The sequence below is a fragment of the Cellulosilyticum sp. genome (assembly GCF_982396655.1).
The window spans coordinates 1-20511 of the sequence record NZ_CEVXFV010000064.1 but is presented as its reverse complement, the minus strand read 5'-3'; the positions used below and the strand labels follow the sequence as shown (position 1 = coordinate 20511).

The 20511-nt window shown below is 32.5% G+C and carries 26 protein-coding genes; 3 read left to right on the top strand and 23 right to left on the bottom strand.

Annotated elements, in window-relative coordinates; all coding sequences use genetic code 11:
* Positions 1-88: 88 nt before the first annotated feature.
* The 9 genes from AC1VAQ_RS18495 to AC1VAQ_RS18455 form a co-directional block, all read right to left on the bottom strand.
* Positions 89-253 (bottom strand): hypothetical protein, encoded by a 165-nt coding sequence (locus AC1VAQ_RS18495; RefSeq protein ID WP_302599688.1) that lies wholly within the window; start codon positions 251-253, stop codon positions 89-91.
* Between the two features lie 72 nt (positions 254-325).
* On the bottom strand, positions 326-487 hold the full coding sequence (locus tag AC1VAQ_RS18490; RefSeq protein ID WP_302599687.1) for a hypothetical protein: 162 nt from the start codon (positions 485-487) through the stop codon (positions 326-328).
* Positions 488-550: 63 nt separating this feature from the next.
* Positions 551-1591: a hypothetical protein gene (locus tag AC1VAQ_RS18485; RefSeq protein WP_302599685.1), complete on the bottom strand. Its 1041-nt coding sequence runs from the start codon at positions 1589-1591 to the stop codon at positions 551-553.
* Positions 1592-1781: 190 nt separating this feature from the next.
* Positions 1782-2741 (bottom strand): ABC transporter ATP-binding protein, encoded by a 960-nt coding sequence (locus AC1VAQ_RS18480; protein WP_302599684.1) that lies wholly within the window; start codon positions 2739-2741, stop codon positions 1782-1784.
* 12 nt (positions 2742-2753) lie between these two features.
* Complete coding sequence (locus tag AC1VAQ_RS18475; RefSeq protein WP_302599683.1) at positions 2754-3782, bottom strand: ABC transporter ATP-binding protein; 1029 nt, start codon at positions 3780-3782, stop codon at positions 2754-2756.
* Between the two features lie 16 nt (positions 3783-3798).
* On the bottom strand, positions 3799-4728 hold the full coding sequence (locus tag AC1VAQ_RS18470) for an ABC transporter permease (RefSeq protein ID WP_302599681.1): 930 nt from the start codon (positions 4726-4728) through the stop codon (positions 3799-3801).
* Between the two features lie 2 nt (positions 4729-4730).
* Positions 4731-5714 carry an ABC transporter permease gene (locus AC1VAQ_RS18465; RefSeq protein ID WP_302599680.1) on the bottom strand — a complete coding sequence of 328 codons (984 nt, stop codon included), beginning with the start codon at positions 5712-5714 and terminating at the stop codon, positions 4731-4733.
* Positions 5715-5842: 128 nt separating this feature from the next.
* Positions 5843-7504 carry a peptide ABC transporter substrate-binding protein gene (locus AC1VAQ_RS18460; protein WP_302599678.1) on the bottom strand — a complete coding sequence of 554 codons (1662 nt, stop codon included), beginning with the start codon at positions 7502-7504 and terminating at the stop codon, positions 5843-5845.
* A 573-nt stretch (positions 7505-8077) separates the two neighbouring features.
* The gene (locus AC1VAQ_RS18455; protein WP_479904340.1) at positions 8078-9637 is read right to left on the bottom strand and encodes a DUF4179 domain-containing protein; all 1560 of its coding nucleotides are present in this window, start codon (positions 9635-9637) and stop codon (positions 8078-8080) included.
* Positions 9638-9986: 349 nt separating this feature from the next.
* On the opposite strand from AC1VAQ_RS18455, the gene AC1VAQ_RS18450 reads away from it, so the two are divergent.
* Entirely contained in the window at positions 9987-10376 is a 390-nt protein-coding gene (locus AC1VAQ_RS18450; RefSeq protein ID WP_302599676.1) for a tyrosine-type recombinase/integrase, read from the top strand.
* Positions 10377-10521: 145 nt separating this feature from the next.
* Here AC1VAQ_RS18450 and AC1VAQ_RS18445 read toward each other — a convergent pair whose 3' ends face one another.
* The 8 genes from AC1VAQ_RS18445 to AC1VAQ_RS18410 all read right to left on the bottom strand — a co-directional run bounded on the left by AC1VAQ_RS18445 (position 10522) and on the right by AC1VAQ_RS18410 (position 17212).
* Positions 10522-10860, bottom strand: coding sequence for a hypothetical protein (locus AC1VAQ_RS18445; RefSeq protein WP_479904339.1), 339 nt, complete (start codon positions 10858-10860; stop codon positions 10522-10524).
* A 308-nt stretch (positions 10861-11168) separates the two neighbouring features.
* A complete protein-coding gene (locus AC1VAQ_RS18440) occupies positions 11169-11945 on the bottom strand; it encodes a protein kinase domain-containing protein (protein ID WP_479904338.1) in 777 nt (258 codons plus the stop codon).
* A 716-nt stretch (positions 11946-12661) separates the two neighbouring features.
* Complete coding sequence (locus AC1VAQ_RS18435) at positions 12662-13642, bottom strand: tyrosine-type recombinase/integrase (protein WP_479904337.1); 981 nt, start codon at positions 13640-13642, stop codon at positions 12662-12664.
* A 305-nt stretch (positions 13643-13947) separates the two neighbouring features.
* Positions 13948-14478, bottom strand: coding sequence for a hypothetical protein (locus tag AC1VAQ_RS18430; protein WP_479904336.1), 531 nt, complete (start codon positions 14476-14478; stop codon positions 13948-13950).
* Complete coding sequence (locus tag AC1VAQ_RS18425) at positions 14475-15698, bottom strand: FtsK/SpoIIIE domain-containing protein (protein WP_479904335.1); 1224 nt, start codon at positions 15696-15698, stop codon at positions 14475-14477. Before AC1VAQ_RS18425 ends, AC1VAQ_RS18430 begins: the two co-directional genes overlap by 4 nt.
* A 153-nt stretch (positions 15699-15851) precedes the next feature.
* A complete protein-coding gene (locus AC1VAQ_RS18420; RefSeq protein WP_479904334.1) occupies positions 15852-16070 on the bottom strand; it encodes a hypothetical protein in 219 nt (72 codons plus the stop codon).
* Between the two features lie 13 nt (positions 16071-16083).
* On the bottom strand, positions 16084-16359 hold the full coding sequence (locus AC1VAQ_RS18415) for a hypothetical protein (protein ID WP_479904333.1): 276 nt from the start codon (positions 16357-16359) through the stop codon (positions 16084-16086).
* 4 nt (positions 16360-16363) lie between these two features.
* Complete coding sequence (locus AC1VAQ_RS18410; RefSeq protein WP_479904332.1) at positions 16364-17212, bottom strand: ParM/StbA family protein; 849 nt, start codon at positions 17210-17212, stop codon at positions 16364-16366.
* 178 nt (positions 17213-17390) lie between these two features.
* Here AC1VAQ_RS18410 and AC1VAQ_RS18405 point away from each other — a divergent pair, with 178 nt between their 5' ends.
* Positions 17391-17600: a helix-turn-helix domain-containing protein gene (locus AC1VAQ_RS18405; protein ID WP_479904331.1), complete on the top strand. Its 210-nt coding sequence runs from the start codon at positions 17391-17393 to the stop codon at positions 17598-17600.
* Between the two features lie 40 nt (positions 17601-17640).
* Here the strand turns inward: AC1VAQ_RS18405 and AC1VAQ_RS18400 are convergent, their stop codons facing one another.
* From AC1VAQ_RS18400 to AC1VAQ_RS18385, 4 genes are all read right to left on the bottom strand, one after another.
* Positions 17641-17937, bottom strand: a complete 297-nt coding sequence (locus tag AC1VAQ_RS18400) for a hypothetical protein (protein ID WP_479904330.1) — start codon at positions 17935-17937, stop codon at positions 17641-17643.
* Positions 17938-17946: 9 nt separating this feature from the next.
* A complete protein-coding gene (locus AC1VAQ_RS18395; RefSeq protein ID WP_479904329.1) occupies positions 17947-18168 on the bottom strand; it encodes a zinc-ribbon domain-containing protein in 222 nt (73 codons plus the stop codon).
* Positions 18169-18402: 234 nt separating this feature from the next.
* Positions 18403-18684: a hypothetical protein gene (locus tag AC1VAQ_RS18390; RefSeq protein WP_479904328.1), complete on the bottom strand. Its 282-nt coding sequence runs from the start codon at positions 18682-18684 to the stop codon at positions 18403-18405.
* 34 nt (positions 18685-18718) lie between these two features.
* Positions 18719-18991, bottom strand: coding sequence for a hypothetical protein (locus tag AC1VAQ_RS18385; RefSeq protein WP_479904327.1), 273 nt, complete (start codon positions 18989-18991; stop codon positions 18719-18721).
* Positions 18992-19152: 161 nt separating this feature from the next.
* Here AC1VAQ_RS18385 and AC1VAQ_RS18380 point away from each other — a divergent pair, with 161 nt between their 5' ends.
* The gene (locus AC1VAQ_RS18380; RefSeq protein WP_479904326.1) at positions 19153-19356 is read left to right on the top strand and encodes an XRE family transcriptional regulator; all 204 of its coding nucleotides are present in this window, start codon (positions 19153-19155) and stop codon (positions 19354-19356) included.
* Positions 19357-19417: 61 nt separating this feature from the next.
* On the opposite strand, the gene AC1VAQ_RS18375 is transcribed toward AC1VAQ_RS18380, so the two are convergent.
* Together AC1VAQ_RS18375 and AC1VAQ_RS18370 are read right to left on the bottom strand one after the other, a co-directional pair.
* Positions 19418-19837, bottom strand: coding sequence for a helix-turn-helix domain-containing protein (locus AC1VAQ_RS18375; RefSeq protein ID WP_479904325.1), 420 nt, complete (start codon positions 19835-19837; stop codon positions 19418-19420).
* A gap of 75 nt (positions 19838-19912) precedes the next feature.
* Positions 19913-20320: a hypothetical protein gene (locus AC1VAQ_RS18370; protein ID WP_479904324.1), complete on the bottom strand. Its 408-nt coding sequence runs from the start codon at positions 20318-20320 to the stop codon at positions 19913-19915.
* Positions 20321-20511 lie beyond the last annotated feature (191 nt).

Here is a 20511-nt window from a genome sequence, read left to right as displayed (position 1 = left end):
CCACACTCGGGACTTTCACCCGTTAGACTACGCCCATGCTGGGCACACCATAAAATAAAGCGGCAGCTTTCATAGCCACCGCCTTATTCTAATTTTTATAATTAATTTGTAATACCAATTTTTCATCTTGAGCAAGTATCTTATACACTGAATCATCTTCTGACTTAGACAATTTTATATATTTAGGGCCTACACCGCCCTTATGTTTTAATTGCTTTGCCAAGTCGATGAGTTCTCTTCTTGTTAGCTGCATAATTGTATCATCCTCAATATGGCTAGATACTATATATTATGCACCAACTCTTTTATTGTTATACAGCTCAACTTATCCAATAGTTTTTAAAATTTGGGTTGTTTTATTTGCTGTACTAACAATTTGGTCACACCTATTGGAAAGGCCGACAGTCTTAGCACCTACGCCACCATTAGCTTTAACAGTTTTTGCTTTTTCTATGATCGCCTTTCGCGATTCAGTATTCTTCTTCATAAGCGTCACCTCCCATATAGTCATATTTTAATGCCATTGTCATTTTAAATCAATGAAAAGTTTTTATTCAGGCAATTCTGCAATTACAGTCGTCACATAATCTTCAAATCGTTTAAAGATATTAAGTATAAAACGCTGCTCAATCTGCACCACATTATTCTTTCCTCGCAGTACCACGATAATCTTATGTGCAAAAAAAGTGGGTTCATACGGAATAAATAATAGCTGCTCCTGTGCCTGCAAGAAATATGATTTTTTCTCTAATAAGTTTTTGCATACCCTTGTACTTTTCATACTAGATATATCATATGCCACAACTAATCGGTCTCTTAAATTCATTCCCCGCTCAACCACAATACACTCCGCTATAATTTCTTCCTTTTGAAAGCTACAATAATATTGTGCCAGTGCCTTAAACTCCTTGCACCAGTCAAATGCATCTAGCTTCTCCTCTAACTTCGTCTTTATACCTGCCTTATCAATATAGGCTTCAAACTGCTGTACCGCATTGTATTCCGCCTCAATTTTATCTAATAAAATCTGTATATTATTTGCATTTTCTTTAATATTTTTTTTAAGGTCTTCTTTCACAAAGGTGGCGCCTGCAAAACTAAATTCCTTAATGCTTCCCCCAGATAAAATCAATAAATCCAGTACAAAAGCCAATATAAAAATCCCAATGCTTATAAGCCCACTTGCATATAACGGCTTGGGTAAACCAAATGTATTTTGGATATCAAACTGAGAAAAATCAAGATGATTTATAATGCAGATATCCACCACCAAAACTATGATATAGTAAATCTTCTTCGCATAGTAAGCGACATTTCCACTGCCCATATATATTGTTAGCCACAGTATAAAATAGACAAGTGGTATCATAAATAAATACACCTTTAATTTTATGTGACTAAGATATCCAATTATGCTACTTATATAAGCCCTATTAAAAATTAATAATAAAATCGCAAAAACGATAATCCCAACAATCTTATCATGCTTCTTCCCCCACTTTAATACATCCCTATAAATTTCCTTAGGTACAATCAAAGCCATAAAACCCATTATTAATAATACATCTATTACTAAATTAATATATTTCATAGCTTGCCTCCTCCTCATTTCATTTTATCAGAAAATGTTATTATTGTAATTATTTTTCAAAATTTTTAATCTATTACTCGAATAAAATTGCATAAAAATATCGCCAACCACATACTGTGATTGGCGATATAAATTTTACTTCTATATTCATGAAATATCTAATTTATGAAACACCTAATTTATAAGCTAATTAATCAAACAAATGACAAGCCACATAATGTTTAGGACTTACTTCTTTCCACTGTGGTCTTTGTCTTCTACATTTATCTTGTACATGAGGACATCTTGTACAGAAAGGACAAAGATCTGGTGGGTCAATAGGACTTGGTATTTCTCCTGTTACACGAATACGCTCTCTATTCTTCTCTATTTCTGGATCTGGAATAGGCACAGCTGATAAAAGGAACTGTGTATAAGGATGTAATGGATTGCCATTAAGTTCTTCGCTTTCTGCAAGTTCCATCATCTGTCCTAAATACATGACTAAGATTCTATCTGAAATATATTTTACCATAGATAAATCATGGGCAATGAATAAATAGGTAAGCCCCATTTCATTTTGCAGCTTTTTAAGTAAGTTGACAACTTGGGCTTGAATTGAAACGTCTAGTGCTGAAATAGGTTCATCACATACGATAAACTGTGGTTCTACGGCTAAAGCTCTTGCGATTCCAATACGTTGTCTTTGCCCTCCACTAAATTCATGTGGGAATCTTGACGCATGTTCTTCACTTAGCCCAACTAAATTAAGAAGCTCTACAATACGTTCATGACGTTTTTTGCCTCTTGCAAGTTTATGAATATCTAAGGCTTCTCCAATCAAATCTTCTACTGTCATTCTTGGATTTAATGAAGCATATGGGTCTTGGAAAATAATCTGCATTTGTTTACGAATTTCTTTTAATTGCTTTTTAGATAAACTAAAGACATCTTCTCCATTAAAAACAACCTTGCCATCTGTAGGTTCATAAAGGCGCAAAATAGTTCTTCCCGCAGTGGATTTACCACATCCACTTTCACCAACTAGCCCTAATGTTTCCCCTTTGTATAAATCAAAGCTTAATCCATCAACGGCTTTAAGCGTACCACTTCCTACATTAAAGTACTTTTTCACCCCATCAACTTTTAATAAAACTTCCTTTTGTTCCATCTTGCCTTCCTCCTAGTCATTTCTATCTTGCTTTAAGTCATTTTGCTTTGAGCAAACTCTTGCTTTACACATAGGATGATTGAGCCAGCATGCCGAAGAAAGCTCTGAATTTATCTCTTGCATTTGTGGCATATGGTCCCTACAGATTTTCATAGCCTGATCACATCTTGCAAAGAAACCACATCCTGCTGGTGGTGCAAATAAATCAGGAGGTGTACCTACAATTGTTTTAAGCGCTTCATGACGATTCATCTCCATACTAGGAACGGCTTTTAATAAACCTTTTGTATAAGGATGTGTTGGTGACTTAAAGATTGCTTCTACGCTGCCTTGTTCTACAATTTGACCAGCATACATAACTACTACGCGGTCACACATTTTAGCTACAACACCTAAATCATGTGTAATGAGCATAATAGACATCCCCATCTTCTTCTGAACGTCTTGAAGTAACTCTAAAATTTGTGCTTGTACCGTTACATCAAGGGCAGTTGTTGGTTCATCTGCGATGATAAGTTTAGGTTTACAAGCAAGGGCCATAGCAATCATGGCACGTTGTCTCATCCCACCAGAAAATTCATGTGGATATTGATTCATACGTTTATGAGGCTCTGACATTGCTACAAGTTCCAACATCTTTTCAGCTTCCGCATACGCTTCATTTTTACTAATATCTTTATGTTCCATTAAGATTTCTGCAATTTGCTTCCCAATCTTCTGTGTAGGATTAAGTGTTGTCATAGGGTCTTGGAAAATCATACTAATACTATTTCCACGAATCTTTTGCATCTCTTTTTCTTTTTTCTTTAAAAGGTCTTCTCCTTCAAAGAGGATGTGCCCCTCTTTATACATTGCTGGCGGCGTCTTTAAAAGCTGCATAATTGACTGTGACGTCACACTTTTGCCACAACCACTTTCTCCTACAATCCCAATACACTCACCTTTTTTAACCTCAAAGTCTATGCCTCGTACAGCATGTACTTCCCCAGCATAGGTTTTAAAGGAAACCTTTAGATTTTCTACTTTTAATAATGTGTCCATGTCTTTCTACCTCCTTCTACTTCCTAAGCTGTGGATCTAACGCATCTCTAAGCCCATCTCCTAATACATTAAAGCCAAACATGGTTAATGAAATAAGTAGTGCTGGGAAGAAAAGCTGATAGCCTGCACCTGTGAAAAGTCCTGTAAGCGCATCATTTGCCATAGACCCCCAACTTGCCATAGGCGCTGAAATCCCAAGCCCTAAGAAGCTTAATGTAGCTTCTGCAAAGATGGCACTTGGAACAGATAATGTTAAATCTACTAAAATAGGTCCCATAGTATTAGGGATTAAATGTTTTCTAAGCTTCCAAAAAAGCCCACCGCCTAATGCTTCTGAAGCTTTGACATAATCCTGCTCTTTAAGTTGTAGCACTTGTCCTCTCACTAATCTTGCCATACCAATCCATCCTGTAGCTACTAAAGCTAAAATCATAGGTACAAGTCCTGGTGACATTAAAACCATCATTAAAATAACAATAAGCATGTAAGGGATACTATAGAAAATTTCTGCAATACGCATCATGACATTATCTACCCAGCCGCCAAGACTACCTGAAATCCCACCATAAATAGCCCCAATGGCAAATTCAATGCCTGTTGCCACAAAGCCTACTGCTAAAGAAATACGTGCCCCATACCAAGCTCTAGTCCATAAATCTCTTCCTAAGCTATCTGTTCCAAACCAGTGTGCTTTGCTAGGCATTAAGTTACGTTCTTTAAGTGACTGCATTTCATAAGAATAAGGACTCAATATCGGTGCAAATATTGCAAGTAATACAAGTACTATAATAATTGCAAAGCCAAACATCGCTAATTTATTTTCAAGTAAACGTCTCCATACATCTTTCCAATAAGTTAAACTAGGTCTTTTAATGGCTTCAGCATCTTCAAAGTTATTTTCAACTTGCTCAAACAAATCTGGTGTCAATTGAAATTCTTCTGTCATCTTTAAATCCCCCACTCGCTAGTTTCTGTTGTCTTCTTATTTTTACCTTTAAACCAACTGCTTTTCTTAGATACCAGTTGAATACGTGGGTCTACTAAAACATATAGTATATCTACTACAATATAGACACTAATTAAAATCACGCTATAAAAAATAGTCGTTCCCAATATAACGGAGTAATCCCTATTTGTAATAGATTGCACAAAATATTTTCCAAGTCCTGGGATTCTAAAAATATTCTCTACAACGAAACTTCCTACTACAATATTTGCAAAGGTTGTTCCTACTACTGTTATAACAGGAATTAATGAGTTACGAAGGGCATGTCTTCTAATGATTTTACCTTGAGACAGTCCTTTTGCCTTAGCTGTACGTATGTAATCTTGCCCAAGTACCTCAATCATACTTGAACGCATCATCCTAGCAATGTGTGCAATAGGCATCATGCTAATTGCAATAGCTGGTAAAATAATATTTTGTGGTTTTCCCCACCCTGATGTAGGGACTAATTTCCATTTAATTGCAAAGACTTCAATCAGTAAAGTCGATAAAATAAAACTTGGTATGGAAATCCCTATAATTGCAATAATAGTACATATATAATCTGGCCAACTATTTCGCTTAAGTGCTGCTACGATACCTAGTCCTACACCTACTATTAGGGCAAATATAAATGCCACAATTCCAAGCTGTGCTGATACTGGGAAGTTCTCATTGATATAATCATTCACAGTTCTTGTTTTACTCGTTATAGAAGGCCCTAAATCTAGGTGCGCTACATTATTTAAATAAATCACATATTGCTCACTTAATGGTTTATCTAAGTTATAATGTGCCATTAAGTTGTTATAAACTGCCTCTGTCATTTTTCCTTCTTTTGCAAAAGGATCTCCTGGTATATTATGCATAATTAAAAAAGTAATTGTAATGATTGCCCATATTGTTATAAGCCCCATTCCTATTCGCTTTAAGATATACTTTAGCATAAATAACCTCCCTCTCTACTGTTTCATCCATTGAAACCTGTTATATTTTTACACCCATAACTTATAGTAAGTTGCCTATCAAAAAATAGGCAACTTACATATACTACATCATTTAATTGTTATACGAACTATTTGCTGATATCTGCATAAGTTAAGTTAACGTCTCTGTTAACAGCTTTAAACACACCTGTTAAGTAAGGTTTTGTTTCAATAGCTCTTGTATAGTAATAGATAGGCATGATAGGCATTTCTTCCATTAACATTTCTTCTGCTTCATGTAAATACCCCATACGTGTTGCTGGGTCAAGTTCTTCGCCTGCTTTAGTAATGAGTTCATCATAAGCTTCTGTTTTCCAGCCTGTATCATTTTGTGAGCTCCAAGAAGTAAATAAATCTAAGAATGTATTAGGGTCTGCATAATCACCAATCCATCCAGCTCTTGAAACTTCATAGTCTAATTTATGTTCTCTGTCAATTTTAACTTTCATTTCTGTATTTTCTAGTGTGACATTAACACCTAAATTTTCATTCCACATTTGCTGAATAGCTTCAGCAACTTTTTTGTGCTGTTCACTTGTATTATAAAGAATTGTAAACTCTAATTTATCCATTCCTTCTTCAGCAAGACCTTCAGCTAAAAGTTTTTTAGCTTCATCAATATTTTCGCTGAAGCATTCACCGCCATTTTCTCTAAAGTCACCTGTTGCATCTGCAATTTGTGGACATACGACACCGTATGCTGGGATTTCGCCGCTTTGTGTAACTTCATCTACGATTAGCTGACGGTCAATCGCCATAGATAAGGCTTTACGTACTTTTGCATTGTTAAATGGTTTAACTGTTGTATTAAAACGATAGAAGTAAGTTGCAAGTTCTGGTACAATTTGAAGTTCTGGGTCATTTTGTGCTTTTAATTGACCTACTACATCAGTAGGGATTTCATAATCAAGGTCAATTTCATCGTTTTGATACATTTGCCACATTGTATTTTGGTCATCTGAAATATAGAAAGTGATGCCATCAAGTTTTACAGCATCCTTATTGTAATAGTTCTCATTTTTTGCAAGTTCTACACTTTCATCATGATTCCATGCTGTAACTGTAAAAGGTCCATTACATACGAATGTACTACCATCATGAGACCACTCAGCGCCCACTTCTTCTTGAATCGCTGCATTAACTGGATAGTATGTATAGAATGCACATAATTCTAAGAAATAAGCTGTTGGTGATGCTAATTTAACTTCGAGTGTTGTGTCATCTAATGCTTTAACGCCTACTTCATCAGCTGAACCTATCCCTACATTATAATCTTCAGCACCTACTAAGTAATAAAGCTGATAAGCATAATCAGATGCTGTCTCTGGGGCAAGGGCATATTTCCATGCCACCTCAAAGTCTCTTGCTGTCACAGGGTCACCATTTGACCATTTTGCATCTTGACGAATTTTAAATGTATATGTAAGCTCATCTTCACTCACTTCATAGCTTTCTGCTGTACCAGGTATGATATTGCCATCTGCATCTCTTTTCATAAGCCCCTCAAAGACATGGTCTAAGATAATAGACTCATGTGTTCCTTGTGATAAAGCAGGATGAAGTGAACCTGGTTCTGGACCTGATATAAGTTTTGCAATTTTAGCTTCACCTGAAGCTGTTGTTGTTTCTACTTGTGCTGTTTCTGTTGCTTCTACCCCTTCTGATGATGCCGGTTGTCCACCACCACATCCAGTTAGCATAAATGCACTAGCTAACATAATTCCAAGCAGACGTGTAAATTTTGTTTTCATAAAATCTTCCTCCCTAGTTGGTTTTCTATCATAAGAAAGTGACTAACGTCACATTCTTAACTCAAATTTTGAGTATCAAATTTTGAGTTTGGACATAGGAAAGTTTAAAATTGCGCTTTCCAGTCTACAAAAAAAGACACTATGAGCCCTTCAATTGTTCTCATAGCGTCCTTGCTACTTGTAAGAATAATATTAAATTTTTTATAAAATGTCAATATGTTTTACTTTATTTCATTTATTATGTAAATAAATTTTTATTCACATAATGTTTTTTTATGCTTTTTGACATATAATAAATTAGTTTTTCAAATAAAATAAAATTTTTTCTCTTAACTTGAAACATGCATAATTTTTATTGATTTTTATGGGTTTTGCATTTCAAAAAAGGATTTTTCATTCCCTCTACAGCGCACAAAACGTCTTTTTATATACACTATTTTAAATATTTTTTATTTATTTTTTATTCATCTCTTATACACACACACGCTACTAAGGGTATTTTTGCTCACATCAAATAGCTAAATAAGGCGATATCTCTACTAGATATCGCCTTATTTAGCTATTTGATGTGAGTTATTGTAATGAGATTTCTTTATCCTCCCATAAAATACTTACAATTTCTTCTTGTTTTAAATTACCTAATGCATAAATACTGGTCTCCTGAACTTCATTGCCATGTCCTGCACTAGAATATAACTTTTTGCATGTGCCATCCTTTAATTTCACTTGAATGTCTCTTGCTACCTTCATGCTCTTTTCAACCCCTGTAAAAGTTAAAAGCATTGAATGTTCATTTAATACAACCTCTTGCAAAGTTACTTCTTTATCATCATAATACGCAAGCTTTTGATTTACCGTAATGACTTTAGGTACAGAAAAAGCCTCAAGCTTTAGTTCAATATCTGATAATCCTGTAGTTTCTTCTAATAACTTATTTGTCGAAAGTGTCAAAGTGTAATTTTTCAAAGCCTCCACATCTTTTATATCATACGCTCTATACGCCACTACTTTCTCTTTTTCCTCTTCCTCATACTTTACACTCTCATGATTATAGATATCCATTACCCATTCCTCATCCTTGCTGCTTAACTCTAGATTATAATGCTGCTGACTCTCGCCCTTAAAGAGAATATGGAACTGATTATCTATAAAACCTATATTATCAATCCAATAAGCTTCATCTTCAGGGATAATAGCAAGCTCTAAATTTCCCTCAGCCAATATATGCTTTGGCCTATTCTCAAATTCCGCCTTACGCTCTTCATACCACTCCTTATCCGTTAGTTTAAGGTCTTCTAAACGTTCTTTCTCCTCATCTGTTATTTCAAGTGGCTCAGTCTCCACCTCATCATTCTTATGCGCCTCTAGATACGCTGCAACTGTCTTTGTAATATCATAAGTCACCTCTTTCTCCTGCCTTACCCCATCTATTCGAAGTACCCATTCATTGCTCATTGCTTCCTGGCTACTCCCTTCGTACACAAAATACTTCTTACTTTCTGTATCCTGCCCACTATAACCTGGTCCATAACTTGATGAAGCAGAACCCCAGCCATTACCATCGTTATCGTTTATATAGGCTCTAAACTCATCCATATCTAGCGTGCCATCTTCCTTTGTACACTTTTCAAGGGCACTTTTAAAGGTTTCATTAAACTGCGCCTCTATTTTTAAATAATCCATTAGACCCGCATCTTTTGGCAATGCCGCCATAAGCTTCTCCTTCTCTGCTTCAATCGCCAACCTCTGCTTGTCTGTAACATTTAATCCTTGCACCCAAACTCTCTCTCCATCACCTTTAAATGCCGTTCCATCTATAGTCTCCACAGAAATAAGCATCTGCCAGGTATAAGCATCTGCCAATATTCGCTCTATCGTAACCCTCACATTATCCTTCTCTACACTCTGCCCCACTGCTTGACCATAAGTTAGTAAATAGTCTACTCTTTCATCACCAGAAAATCCATTCGCCTCTACAACCATAGATATTGAACCTTCCACAGTGTCCGAGCTGCTTTCTTCACTTACAACTACCTCATCACTACTTACAACCTCCCCAGCAAAAACATTACCACTCACTAACCCCACTGCTAAAATAACTCCCAATAACTTTCTAATCTTTCCTAATTTCATTTTATTTTCTCCATTCTCTCTCTGCTATTACTAATATCTAAGCATTTATACCCATTGTATCAAAAAAGTTATTGCTTGTAATTAATTTTTTAAATCTTCTTTATTCTCGTCATGTCTATAGAGAAACCAACTAAAAACTTGAAATATAGTAAGCGTACAATAATCAGACGTATTGTTAAAATAAGATAGCCGTACTAAAATTAGATATATTTACTCTAACCTGTTAAACTGTAACCTATAGCCTTTTGGACATAATGCATAAGCTCTTTATCACCTAAAAAGATTTCATCAATGAACTTTTCCCAATTAGGTGCTTTAGCCCCTTCCACTAGATTTACATTTGTAACCTGTGAAAGATAATCTGTTGCTACAGCACCATAAAGAGAATATCAATGGACAAGCTGATGACTTTGTCTTTAAAAATAGTAAAGGCAATCAAATTAAATATGACAGCATCGCCAAATCTCACAAGTTTCTCTGTGAAAAAGCAAAAATCCGCCCTTACCAAATACTTGATTCAGACGGAAACCTTATTACAAAATATAAAGGCATCACTTTCCATGGACTCCGCCATAGCTTTGCGACTCGCCTTATAGAGCAGGGTGTGGATGTAAAAACAGTATCACAGCTGTTAGGACATACGGATGTTAAAATTACATTGAATAGGTATGTACATTCTACTGATGATACTAAAAAAGATGCTATTTATAAATTAGAAAAAGCCCTAAGTGCATTATAAACATCTATGGCTCTTAATACCTTTATCTGTACAAATTAAGCGAGTTTTCTTGTTTATAAATAGTAATTATACTCGCAAACTTTCTTTAGAATTTTGCATTAAATTTACTATAACCATAATTTCTGCTATTTACTACTATTTTTTATCATGATCTTAAATATACTTCTCTATGCTTCTTTCTTCTTAAATCATTCTTTAATTGTATTACATCTTCATTTTGTAATATTTGTCCCTGTATTCTTCTTAGTACTTCATCATTCTCTTCTATAATACTGCTATGCCACTCTGTCCCTATAATATAATATCTATACGTATTATATCTATCACGATATTCTACTTCTACTTCATTGGTACTAATAATCCTGTTATCGATTTCTACATATCCTGACTCTGCCATTGTAGGGTCTACAATATATTTTTTATCAATAACTGCTACTAGATATAATTCTTCCTCATCAACGATATATGGTGTAATATTTTTCATATCATTTTCAGCCTCTACAATTATTAAATCGTCATACAGGTTGTCTCCTGTATATAACCATATATTATTTACTTTTATTTCATGTGAATTAATGATAAGTTGATTTTCTTCAATGTACTCTAGTCTACTTATAGTATTATTCCCTACTCCTGTATTAAACCATAATTGACTTTTAAATGGCCTGCTGTTAATATTCTCAATTAATCTTTTTATTACTTCACTATTATTGATTTCTACTACTTTTCAATATGCCTTTGGATATGAGGCACAAATAACATCGCCTAGTAACTTCATTTCATCAAATGGATCTATTTTTTCATTGCTTCTCGCATTCTGTTAATATCATTTTCTATCTCATTAATTGATTGATATCTCTCACTTGGCTCATTAGCAATACATTTATTGATAACAACATCTAAAATTTGAGCCTCTTGTCCTTCAAAAATTTCCTGAAACCTTCTTCTTCCAGTTCCCTTATGAGTTTTACCAAATACATACCATTGACAAATTTGTCCCATTGCATATATATCCATAGAAGGGGCTGGTTCTATATCTTTTTGAGATTGTTCAGGTGCTGAAAACTCATAATTAGCTAGCCTTTCCCCTCTTTGAGTATTCGCTTTTAATCCAAAGATTTCAGGATTGTAACTAGCTATCCCAAAGTCACTTAACCTATAATTTCCTTCTTGATCTACTAATATATTTTCGGGTTTTAAATCCCTATGTATTATTCCATTATCATGTATAAAAGATAATACATTCATTAAAAAATTAAATATTTTTACTAACTCTTCTCCTGTCATCTCTTCTGACTTCCTGTGTGCTTTCAAAGATGACTTATATCTCTTCATCATAATCATTGGTACACTAATATCATCTATTAGAATTTCTTCATAGTTAATATTTTTTACAATATCATTACACCCTTCTAGTAAACTTATATTAAAATATTCTGCCTTAAACCTTATTAATTTTTTACTGCTTGTCTCAGCTAAAAACTTTATAGCAATTTCTTGTTGATTTAGTTTACCAGAATATACTAACCCATTTCCCCATTCCCCTATACCTTTTAATTCCTGTATCATCCCAAACTTTGATTTCCTTATTATTTTCCTTTATATAACTTCTTATTCTATCTTTCATATTCTCTCCTATATATTTTTTTATATTAATAAATAAAGATTTAAAAACCTCAAATGCTTTTATACATCTGAGGTTTTCTCTCTTCACTAATTATTTCGCTGTAAACTACACTGTAAATCTATTTTCTCACTTAGGTCTATCCCTATAAACCCTTATAAAAGCTGGAAGCGGGACTCGAACCCGCGACTTGCTCATTACGAATGAGCTACTCTTTTTTTAAATTTTGTATGATAGTTTATAAATATTGATAAAACGTTGTTTCTATTAGAACATCAACGTTTTTCACATTAAACTTTAGTATTATTTTTTACTATTGTAAAAAATAATTTAAACATAATTATAGGCATAACTCCGTCAAAAACTACGTCAATTATAAAAAAAATAGGGCACACAATGTACCCTATAGAAACTATTTTTTATAAATAATTTCTCCATTAACACTTATACTTATTATGTCCTTTAATAAGTCTTTAATATTAATAGTATTTTTTTGATATAACATGTAATTCTACTCCTTGGATTATGTTTTTTAATATATAAACCAATTTAATCCACATTACATTTTTTATATCCCTTTTATGTTATGTTGCATGAATATATATACATGCCTAATAAATTATATAGATATATTTATGTAATGTAAAGTAAAAATTGTAATTTAATTCATTTTTATACCAAACATCTCTTGAAGAATATTATTATCATCTCTCTTCAAATAACTTTCAGTTGTTCCACTATCTTCATGATGTGCAAATACCTTAAGCTGCTCTAATGAAAAGCCTTCTTCTTTGCATAACTCACGACATATGTAGTGTGTACCACGCTTCATATTTTCAAGAGAACTATGTCTAAATGAGTGTGGCGTGAAGTGGATGTATTCTCCTTCAACTTCTTCTAGTATTGATCTCATAGAAACAACCCAACCATAAATAGACTCATAACTAGCAGGTCTTGCTGTATCTCCTGAACCTATAATCCATAAATCATTTAGTTTATCTTTTCTAGTAGATAGATATAAACCTAAGCTTTCATGGCTTCTACTAAAGTATAGCAACGGAAACTGTTTACCACCTTTCCCACGCACGACATTTGTATAGTTACGTTCTAACAATCCATTACGTAATACTTGATGAATCTCACGTCTCCTTGCTGCTGAATCATATAGCATATCTACCAATGCCATATATTTATACATCTCACGTTCTTTGAGTGCATTCCTAAGCTTTTTAATACGTTCATCACTAAGAAATACAATTTCACGTACTGGTTCTTTTGATAGTCCTTTAACTTTCTTTGATACGTTATACTCATAGTTGTACTCTTCTTCATCTTCAGCATAATCTAGCATACTATGAATCGCACTCATAACACGTGAGCAACGTGCAGAAGATACTCCACGTTCTTCTATTAACCACATTTTAATACGTCTAAAATCTTTCTTTTTCATATCCAAAAAAGACATATTATCCATATTGTCTAGTATATAGCATATTACCATTCGCAAATCATAACGATATTGGTCTATAGTATGTATGCTTTTTTTATTACTCCTCAATTCAACCATGAAGTCTTCCATTAATCTTTTGTTTACCTTGTTACAACGTTTCAATTTTTCTGGTGTAAAAACTATTCTTCCCATGCTTTCAGCTCCTTCTTTTGTATTGCCAGTTTTTGTTGGCAAATTAACATACAAATAAGGAGTTAAAAATATAACATCGAATAAAAATAATTTTTTAAATAAAAAAGTTGATGGATTTTATGCTATATATTAGTACTAGCTAATCTTTGAGTATCAACGTGTATATGAATTATAAGAAGACATTCTTTGAGACATTAAAAAAAGTCCTACAAATATATAATTTGCAGGACTTTTTTATTCTTTAATTACTTCCTAATCATTCTCTAATCACTTCATAATTACTTTCTAATCATTTTCTAATCACTTTATAATCTATTTACAACATCAAACTTTATATTTATTATGTCGATAACATCACTTGTAATATTATAATTGCTAATATAAAGTATTTTGAACTTAGAGAAGTACTTCTTTTCTTTGTAGATCTGCTCATACTTAGAGATTTTTTTCTTAAGGCTATTATTGAACCTCTCAACTTCTACTATCAACACGCCATATTTATCGCCGCGTCTTAGGCCTAATATTGCATCTGGTCTTATGCTATCTAACTTGACCTCACGTCTAAACTCTACAACTTCATATCCCAGGCTTTTAGCGTATAAAATTGTTTTAGCTGCTAAGTTTAGGTGTTCTTTTTGTTTTGGAAGTTTACCTACATAGTAAAAATACTTTTCATTAGGATTATCACGCCACCGTTTCAAATATCCATAGTCACATATTTTTTGAAGCCTTCGCATGGCCACGCGGTAAGAAGTGTAAAATAATTTTTCTATTACATCAGACCTACAAGGATTCTTACTCACAAAGTCTATTACTTTCAGGTCACGGTCTGTCATATTAGTGCCTTAATCGCATCTATGTCCCTGTTAGTATTTTCTTCTTTATGTTTTTCTATATTCTCTATACGTTTTTTTCTACCTGTAAGTTTACATCCTATTTGTTCTAGTATTTCACTATCTGTTAAGTAGTAAGACTTAAACAATGTAAATCTACTACCAACTTTTAAAAAAGCTTCTCCTGGCGATTTTAGTTCGCTGTGTGCGATATAATTTCCTTTTTGGCCTGTTACTATTTCACTATCAACATTTGTTTCAGTTTGAAATGATATAGTGTTTTTCAAATTGCATCGTATTATTCCTGGTAGCACATCAGCACTTGGCCTTTGTGTTGATAATACAACAATTATATTAGCAGCTCTTGCACGACTTAAAAGAGCAAATAATAACTTTTTACATTCTTTATCTTCCATTAATGCATTGTATTCATCTGCAAGTAAAAATACTGGTTCCATACCAGCACCTTTATATTCTTTTGCACTTTTGCATCTAGATTCAGCTAACTTCATGTATCTAATATCCATTAATTTTACTGTACTTTCTAATACTTCCCTAGCTTCTTCTATCTTAACTGCATACTTGCTTAATTTGGGGTAATCTAAGTATAAAGTAAATTCTACGTGCTTAGGATCTATTATTCTAACCTCATAACTATTTTGTACTATTTGGGTCATTATTACATTAAGACATACGCTTTTACCTGTGCCTGTCGCTCCGAAAATGCCTGTATGCATTTCTGTACCTGTTAGGTCTAGTCTAACACACTTACCTGTTATATCTTCTCCTAAATCAAATTTTAGCGTTTTAGGCATAGTTGTAAAATCTTTTTTTATTACTTTAGGATATCCATTCATTACTTTAGTTAAAATAAAAGTATAATTTTCTTTAGTTAAGCTAATACTTGAATGAAGAATATTTTCCATCTTATCTTTTAACTTTTCTATATCTGAAAACTCTAGTCCAGCAGGTATTGTATAAACTCTAGCAACATTTTTTCCAATAAGTCTTTTCCCAAGTAACTTTGGATATACACCATTTTTATTAACGATCTTAAGTGTATGAAACATATTTTTATATTCATCTTTATTATTCAATGCATAAAATAGCATACTTCCACAAACACCAACTGCTCCTGGAACCAAAAGCACAGGTAACGCATTATGTGCAGCTATCATTAATGTTCCAACTATATAACTTGTTATCAATTTCTCATTATTCATGAGACAACCCCCTATTCAATCCAATATTCAATCCGTTTGAACATATAAACAACGTAAAATCAATGAGTAGACAAGCGTGTTAGCACACACTTACTCGCCTACTCGCTTCGCCCTAGTCTCGTATTTAATGGCGCGTGATGCTAGGTACATACACTATTCAACCATGTGCATAAATGTAGTTGCTAAATCAAGTCCTTGCTTAACAACTCCACTATAAATAACTATTACAGCTACAACTCCTGCTACAATATTAATTCTAATTATCCAGTCCTTTTTATCAGCTGCATCCAATAATGAATTTGTTACAGCTGTTGTTAGTGCTAAAGCACCAAGCTTCATTACTAATACAGACCCACTTGCTAATGTAATCATATTAACATCCCCTTTATAAATCTAAAATTGTCTTTATATCATCTTTCACATCTTCAAAGTGTTCATAATTTTTATTCTGTATTGGACCTTGAAACGCTATTTGTCCTAAGTACTCAATAATGATGCCTTTTACATCTTCTCGTGTTGTATACTGATTTTCTTTATCCATGTTATTTAAATAAAATATAATAGCATCTTCAACTAGTTTACTCATGTTTCGAGTTTTCTTAGCTTCATTTAGCACGCTTATAACACGTGGATTTTTAAAACTAATATGTTCTTTTGCCATTAAATCATCCTCTTTCTGCTACCATATACAATCCATCTACATTGTCATAGATTCCATCTTCACTTACAATAATCCTATTAAAAGATTCTTCAAGCTGTTTCTTTAATGTTATACTACCACCACCTGTTGCAAACATCGTAAGCCTATCTACGTTCCACTTTTTTTCAACTAACTCATTTTTAATTTTCTTTATATGAGAATTTATAATATCATCTGTTATATCACTACACTCTCCTGTTTCAAGTATGTCTCTTATCTCATAATCCTGTACATTCCAAGTTTTATTTATGTTCAATGAATCTCTTATTTCTCTTTCTAGTTTAACCATTCCAAGATCAAGAGTAGTTATACTATCTTTGTTTAATCTGCCATGGTCAAATACCATGCAATTAATTGTATTTCCACCAATATCAATTAAACCTACTAGCTTTTCTTTTAATACAGATTTGTATTTTAAGTATGCTGCTGCACCCTCAGCATAAACAATACATTCATTTACATTAACCATCTTTTGAATACCGTCTATGATTCCACTGTGTACACCTAATAATGATTGCCCATATGATTCTCTGTACATTCTATTAAGATATAAGTTCATTGGTAGAGCAACTACTAATTTAGTATTAGTGTCACCATATTTTAAAACATTATATTTGCTGCATATTGTACTTACATCATTTGTTGCTTTATCTGTTATATCTCTAGTACCTTCACCTACTTCATAAAGTACTTTACCGATTTTTATTGTATTGATACCTTCTGTTGTTATACGTGCTCTTGTCTCATGAATAGTTAATATATTTTCTGTTTTAACTTTTGTATTATAGAATCCTACATTAAGTGCTAAATTCATAAATATACCCCCAATATGTTATTTAATAACCACAATAGATACTACGTTATATATTTTGTGTACATATTGTGGCTTTTCTTTATACACTCTATACGTATGCAAAGATTACTTCTAATATGCAAAGATTTATAGATTTTTTTACAATATATGTTAATATTAAATTTAAGGGGGAGTTATAATGATAAGCTATAAGCCACTACTACACTGGATGCTTGAAAACAACATCAAAAAAAGTGTACTAGTAAATGATGTAGGGCTGAGTTGGTCAACAGTAAGTAAACTTAATAATAATCAACAAGTTGAGCTACAAGTTATAGAACGCATATGTACATATTTCAACCTTAAAGTTGAGGAAGTCCTGGAAATAAAAAAAGGACCAGCTGATTAATAGTCAACCGGTCCTTTTTAAATCTCGTATTTTATTTATACTATTTTATAATGTAATCAATATATAGTTCTTTAGCGTGTTCAGGTGTTGTCCAAAATTTATCAGCTATAATCTTAAAAGACTTTTCCTCGAAATCATATTGAACTTCTTGTATATATGCTGAATATTCTTCTACAGTTTTAAAATCTGTTACATGTATGTTAGCTGTAGGATCCATATCACACATATTTTGTACTGCATTTATTATGCAATAATCTCTATACTTGTACACACCAAACCCGCCAATAATAAGTATTATAACAGAAATTATTATAGATGTTTTCCATTGTCTACTCATAATATATACCTATTTAAGCTTTAGAACTAATAAAGCTATGCCTACTGGGAAAAATACAAAAAACATAAGTATTATAAACCACCACTCATAATACCATGCATCTTTATTATTTACTATATCTTCTACATTATTAGATATTGGTTCCCTCTTTAAATCCTGTACTTGTTTACCACAACCTGGACATACAATAACATCATCATCAATTTGTTTACCACAATTTTTGCAAAACATAAAATCACCTCATTTTTAATTTTAAGATAATTTTATATTATAAACAAGAATTGTGCAATTTTTTTATTTGAATGCTATTATAAATGCAAATATATTTGCTAGTATGATTCCTAAAGGTATAACAAGCCACCATCTAACTTCTAATAATTGTTCTAAAATTCGTTTAAACATAAAAGACCACACTCCTTTAATAGAGCATGGTCATAAATAATATATTCTATTCAAACTGTATTTTTAAACTTTACTAAAAACCATTACTTCTCCATCTTCAATATACGCATTAAAAAGTGAAATTGTACTAAACGTTTTAACTAATTTTTCACGCTCAGCCTTCTCAGTATCATAATTGATTTCACCTGTATGTGCAAGAAGGTTTAACATACCACTTAGTTCCCACATTAATCTATTACATTTTTTACACAATTCATCAAGGTTATCGTATGGGTTACTATCATCATAATCTTCCTTTAACATTTTAAGATATACATCAAATAATGATCTGTAGTTCTCCATCATAAAAACCATCTCCATTTAAACTATCTTTTTATTTTTATTCTAAAAAAGCTATAGCTGCATCTTGGCTGATGTAGTAATAGTTGTCTTGATCTAAACTATAAGCAACGTACCAACCTGGTATAAGCCCTTTGAAATTCCACATCCTCATATCATGCCCTAATATTGTTTGACAATCAACAGAATAACCAACTTCATAACCAACGATTACTTCATCATGTATTGGATTTGAATTTCCTACAGATGCACTAGTAACTGGTGAAATAGAAAGTATTAATGATGCTAATAAAACTAAAAGTACTTTTTTCATATTAATCATCCTCCGTTTTCTAAATCTCTTTATAGTGATATATTATCACTTTTAAATTATAAGTCAATACTATTTTATAACTTTTTAGTGATATTTTTATTTTAATATGTTTACTTTTATAACTAAATAATTATAATATACTTTAAAGGGGTGTATTAAAAATGGATATAAGTACAGAAATAAAAGTATTACTCACTCGAAGTGGAAAGACACAAGCATGGTTAGCTGAAATGCTAGGAACAAGCCAAGGAAATATAGGTAACAAACTAAAGAGGAATAAATGGACTATTAATGAGCTAGAACAAATAGCTGAACTTCTAGGCTATAAATTGAATATCAGTTTTGATGAAAAGGCGGCTGAGTAGCTGCCTTATTTTTTATATAAAAAAAGGACTGGAATATCCAATCCTAAAATATGTCTTTTATCTATCTTTTTAAACTTTCAACCTTTTTTCGTGTTATTAAGCAAACACGACCTGCTTTTCTAAAGTCCTCACCCTCAATTAATACACCTCTTTTGACTAAAGAGTTTAAATATCCTGCAGCACATCCTAACTCTTCAGTAGCTTCAGAAAAAGTCAGAACATTATCAAGAGCATCATCTAAAAAACTAATGTCTTTAATTATGTTAGCAAATTCTTTTGCTGTTGGATCATCTCCTATATTTTCGTATACATTACAAATTGTAGTATAACCTCTTTCTTGTACAGCCAATATAGTTTTCCATGTGCGTGTATAAGGTTCATTATTCTCAAAAGCTTTTTGCTGCTCGTTAAATTCTTTTCTTGCTTTATTTCCAATCTCTGTTTTTAATAAAAAATTACATAATCTATCTTTAATATTCATATTATCACGACCTTTTCTTTTTTTAGGAGATACCACTTTAAGGCAAGTGGTCAGCCTGTAATGGTTAGTAGCATATTAAATCCAAGATAAATTATCTTTATTATTTATAAACCAAACTGCGTCTTCACAAGCTTCAATTTTAGCCTTTCTTTCAATCCATTTCTTAGCATCTAAAACCATTTTCTCCATTGGAGTCCCTGTAGCTTTAACGAGAACTTCATCAACTGTAACGTTCATTTTATTCATAACCTCTAATACTCCAGCAAAATCATGACTGATTACTTTTGAACATTCAGAGATCATTTCTTTCTTGATTTCATTTGCCCATACTACTTGTTTTTCTGTCCCTACCACTTTAACTCCTCCTTTAATTTCTGCCCAAGCCATTTTTAAAGCTTGAGAAAAGAATTCTTTAACTTTACCACCAAATTTTTTAACTGCTTCTTTTGCTATTTCCCATGCTCTAACCATTACTTTTTTCATATCCAATATCTCCTTTTGTTTATCTTTATAATACTATTATAATGAATTTAATTTCATTTGTCAACACTTTTTATGAATTTAATTTCATTTATTTTTATTATTTTTTATATTAATAAAATCCGCCTTTTCTTTTTGACATAAAAAAAGATGCTAGAGCATAAGCCCTAGCATTTTGCTGCAAACTTTATTAA

Excerpts from the sequence above, each read along its gene's own strand:
- AC1VAQ_RS18395 (WP_479904329.1), bottom strand. The coding sequence starts at position 18,168 with ATGTTTTGCAAAAATTGTGGTAAACAAATTGATGATGATGTTATTGTA.
- AC1VAQ_RS18475 (WP_302599683.1), bottom strand. The coding sequence starts at position 3,782 with ATGGACACATTATTAAAAGTAGAAAATCTAAAGGTTTCCTTTAAAACC.
- AC1VAQ_RS18470 (WP_302599681.1), bottom strand. The coding sequence starts at position 4,728 with ATGACAGAAGAATTTCAATTGACACCAGATTTGTTTGAGCAAGTTGAA.
- AC1VAQ_RS18425 (WP_479904335.1), bottom strand. The coding sequence starts at position 15,698 with ATGAATAATGAGAAATTGATAACAAGTTATATAGTTGGAACATTAATG.
- AC1VAQ_RS18415 (WP_479904333.1), bottom strand. The coding sequence starts at position 16,359 with ATGGCAAAAGAACATATTAGTTTTAAAAATCCACGTGTTATAAGCGTG.
- AC1VAQ_RS18420 (WP_479904334.1), bottom strand. The coding sequence starts at position 16,070 with ATGATTACATTAGCAAGTGGGTCTGTATTAGTAATGAAGCTTGGTGCT.
- AC1VAQ_RS18435 (WP_479904337.1), bottom strand. The coding sequence starts at position 13,642 with ATGGGAAGAATAGTTTTTACACCAGAAAAATTGAAACGTTGTAACAAG.
- AC1VAQ_RS18440 (WP_479904338.1), bottom strand. The coding sequence starts at position 11,945 with ATGATACAGGAATTAAAAGGTATAGGGGAATGGGGAAATGGGTTAGTA.
- AC1VAQ_RS18480 (WP_302599684.1), bottom strand. The coding sequence starts at position 2,741 with ATGGAACAAAAGGAAGTTTTATTAAAAGTTGATGGGGTGAAAAAGTAC.
- AC1VAQ_RS18390 (WP_479904328.1), bottom strand. The coding sequence starts at position 18,684 with ATGATGGAGAACTACAGATCATTATTTGATGTATATCTTAAAATGTTA.
- AC1VAQ_RS18385 (WP_479904327.1), bottom strand. The coding sequence starts at position 18,991 with ATGAAAAAAGTACTTTTAGTTTTATTAGCATCATTAATACTTTCTATT.
- AC1VAQ_RS18455 (WP_479904340.1), bottom strand. The coding sequence starts at position 9,637 with ATGAAATTAGGAAAGATTAGAAAGTTATTGGGAGTTATTTTAGCAGTG.
- AC1VAQ_RS18370 (WP_479904324.1), bottom strand. The coding sequence starts at position 20,320 with ATGAAAAAAGTAATGGTTAGAGCATGGGAAATAGCAAAAGAAGCAGTT.
- AC1VAQ_RS18380 (WP_479904326.1), top strand. The coding sequence starts at position 19,153 with ATGGATATAAGTACAGAAATAAAAGTATTACTCACTCGAAGTGGAAAG.
- AC1VAQ_RS18375 (WP_479904325.1), bottom strand. The coding sequence starts at position 19,837 with ATGAATATTAAAGATAGATTATGTAATTTTTTATTAAAAACAGAGATT.
- AC1VAQ_RS18410 (WP_479904332.1), bottom strand. The coding sequence starts at position 17,212 with ATGAATTTAGCACTTAATGTAGGATTCTATAATACAAAAGTTAAAACA.
- AC1VAQ_RS18430 (WP_479904336.1), bottom strand. The coding sequence starts at position 14,478 with ATGACAGACCGTGACCTGAAAGTAATAGACTTTGTGAGTAAGAATCCT.
- AC1VAQ_RS18465 (WP_302599680.1), bottom strand. The coding sequence starts at position 5,714 with ATGCTAAAGTATATCTTAAAGCGAATAGGAATGGGGCTTATAACAATA.
- AC1VAQ_RS18485 (WP_302599685.1), bottom strand. The coding sequence starts at position 1,591 with ATGAAATATATTAATTTAGTAATAGATGTATTATTAATAATGGGTTTT.
- AC1VAQ_RS18400 (WP_479904330.1), bottom strand. The coding sequence starts at position 17,937 with ATGAGTAGACAATGGAAAACATCTATAATAATTTCTGTTATAATACTT.
- AC1VAQ_RS18495 (WP_302599688.1), bottom strand. The coding sequence starts at position 253 with ATGCAGCTAACAAGAAGAGAACTCATCGACTTGGCAAAGCAATTAAAA.
- AC1VAQ_RS18460 (WP_302599678.1), bottom strand. The coding sequence starts at position 7,504 with ATGAAAACAAAATTTACACGTCTGCTTGGAATTATGTTAGCTAGTGCA.
- AC1VAQ_RS18445 (WP_479904339.1), bottom strand. The coding sequence starts at position 10,860 with ATGAAAAATATTACACCATATATCGTTGATGAGGAAGAATTATATCTA.
- AC1VAQ_RS18490 (WP_302599687.1), bottom strand. The coding sequence starts at position 487 with ATGAAGAAGAATACTGAATCGCGAAAGGCGATCATAGAAAAAGCAAAA.
- AC1VAQ_RS18405 (WP_479904331.1), top strand. The coding sequence starts at position 17,391 with ATGATAAGCTATAAGCCACTACTACACTGGATGCTTGAAAACAACATC.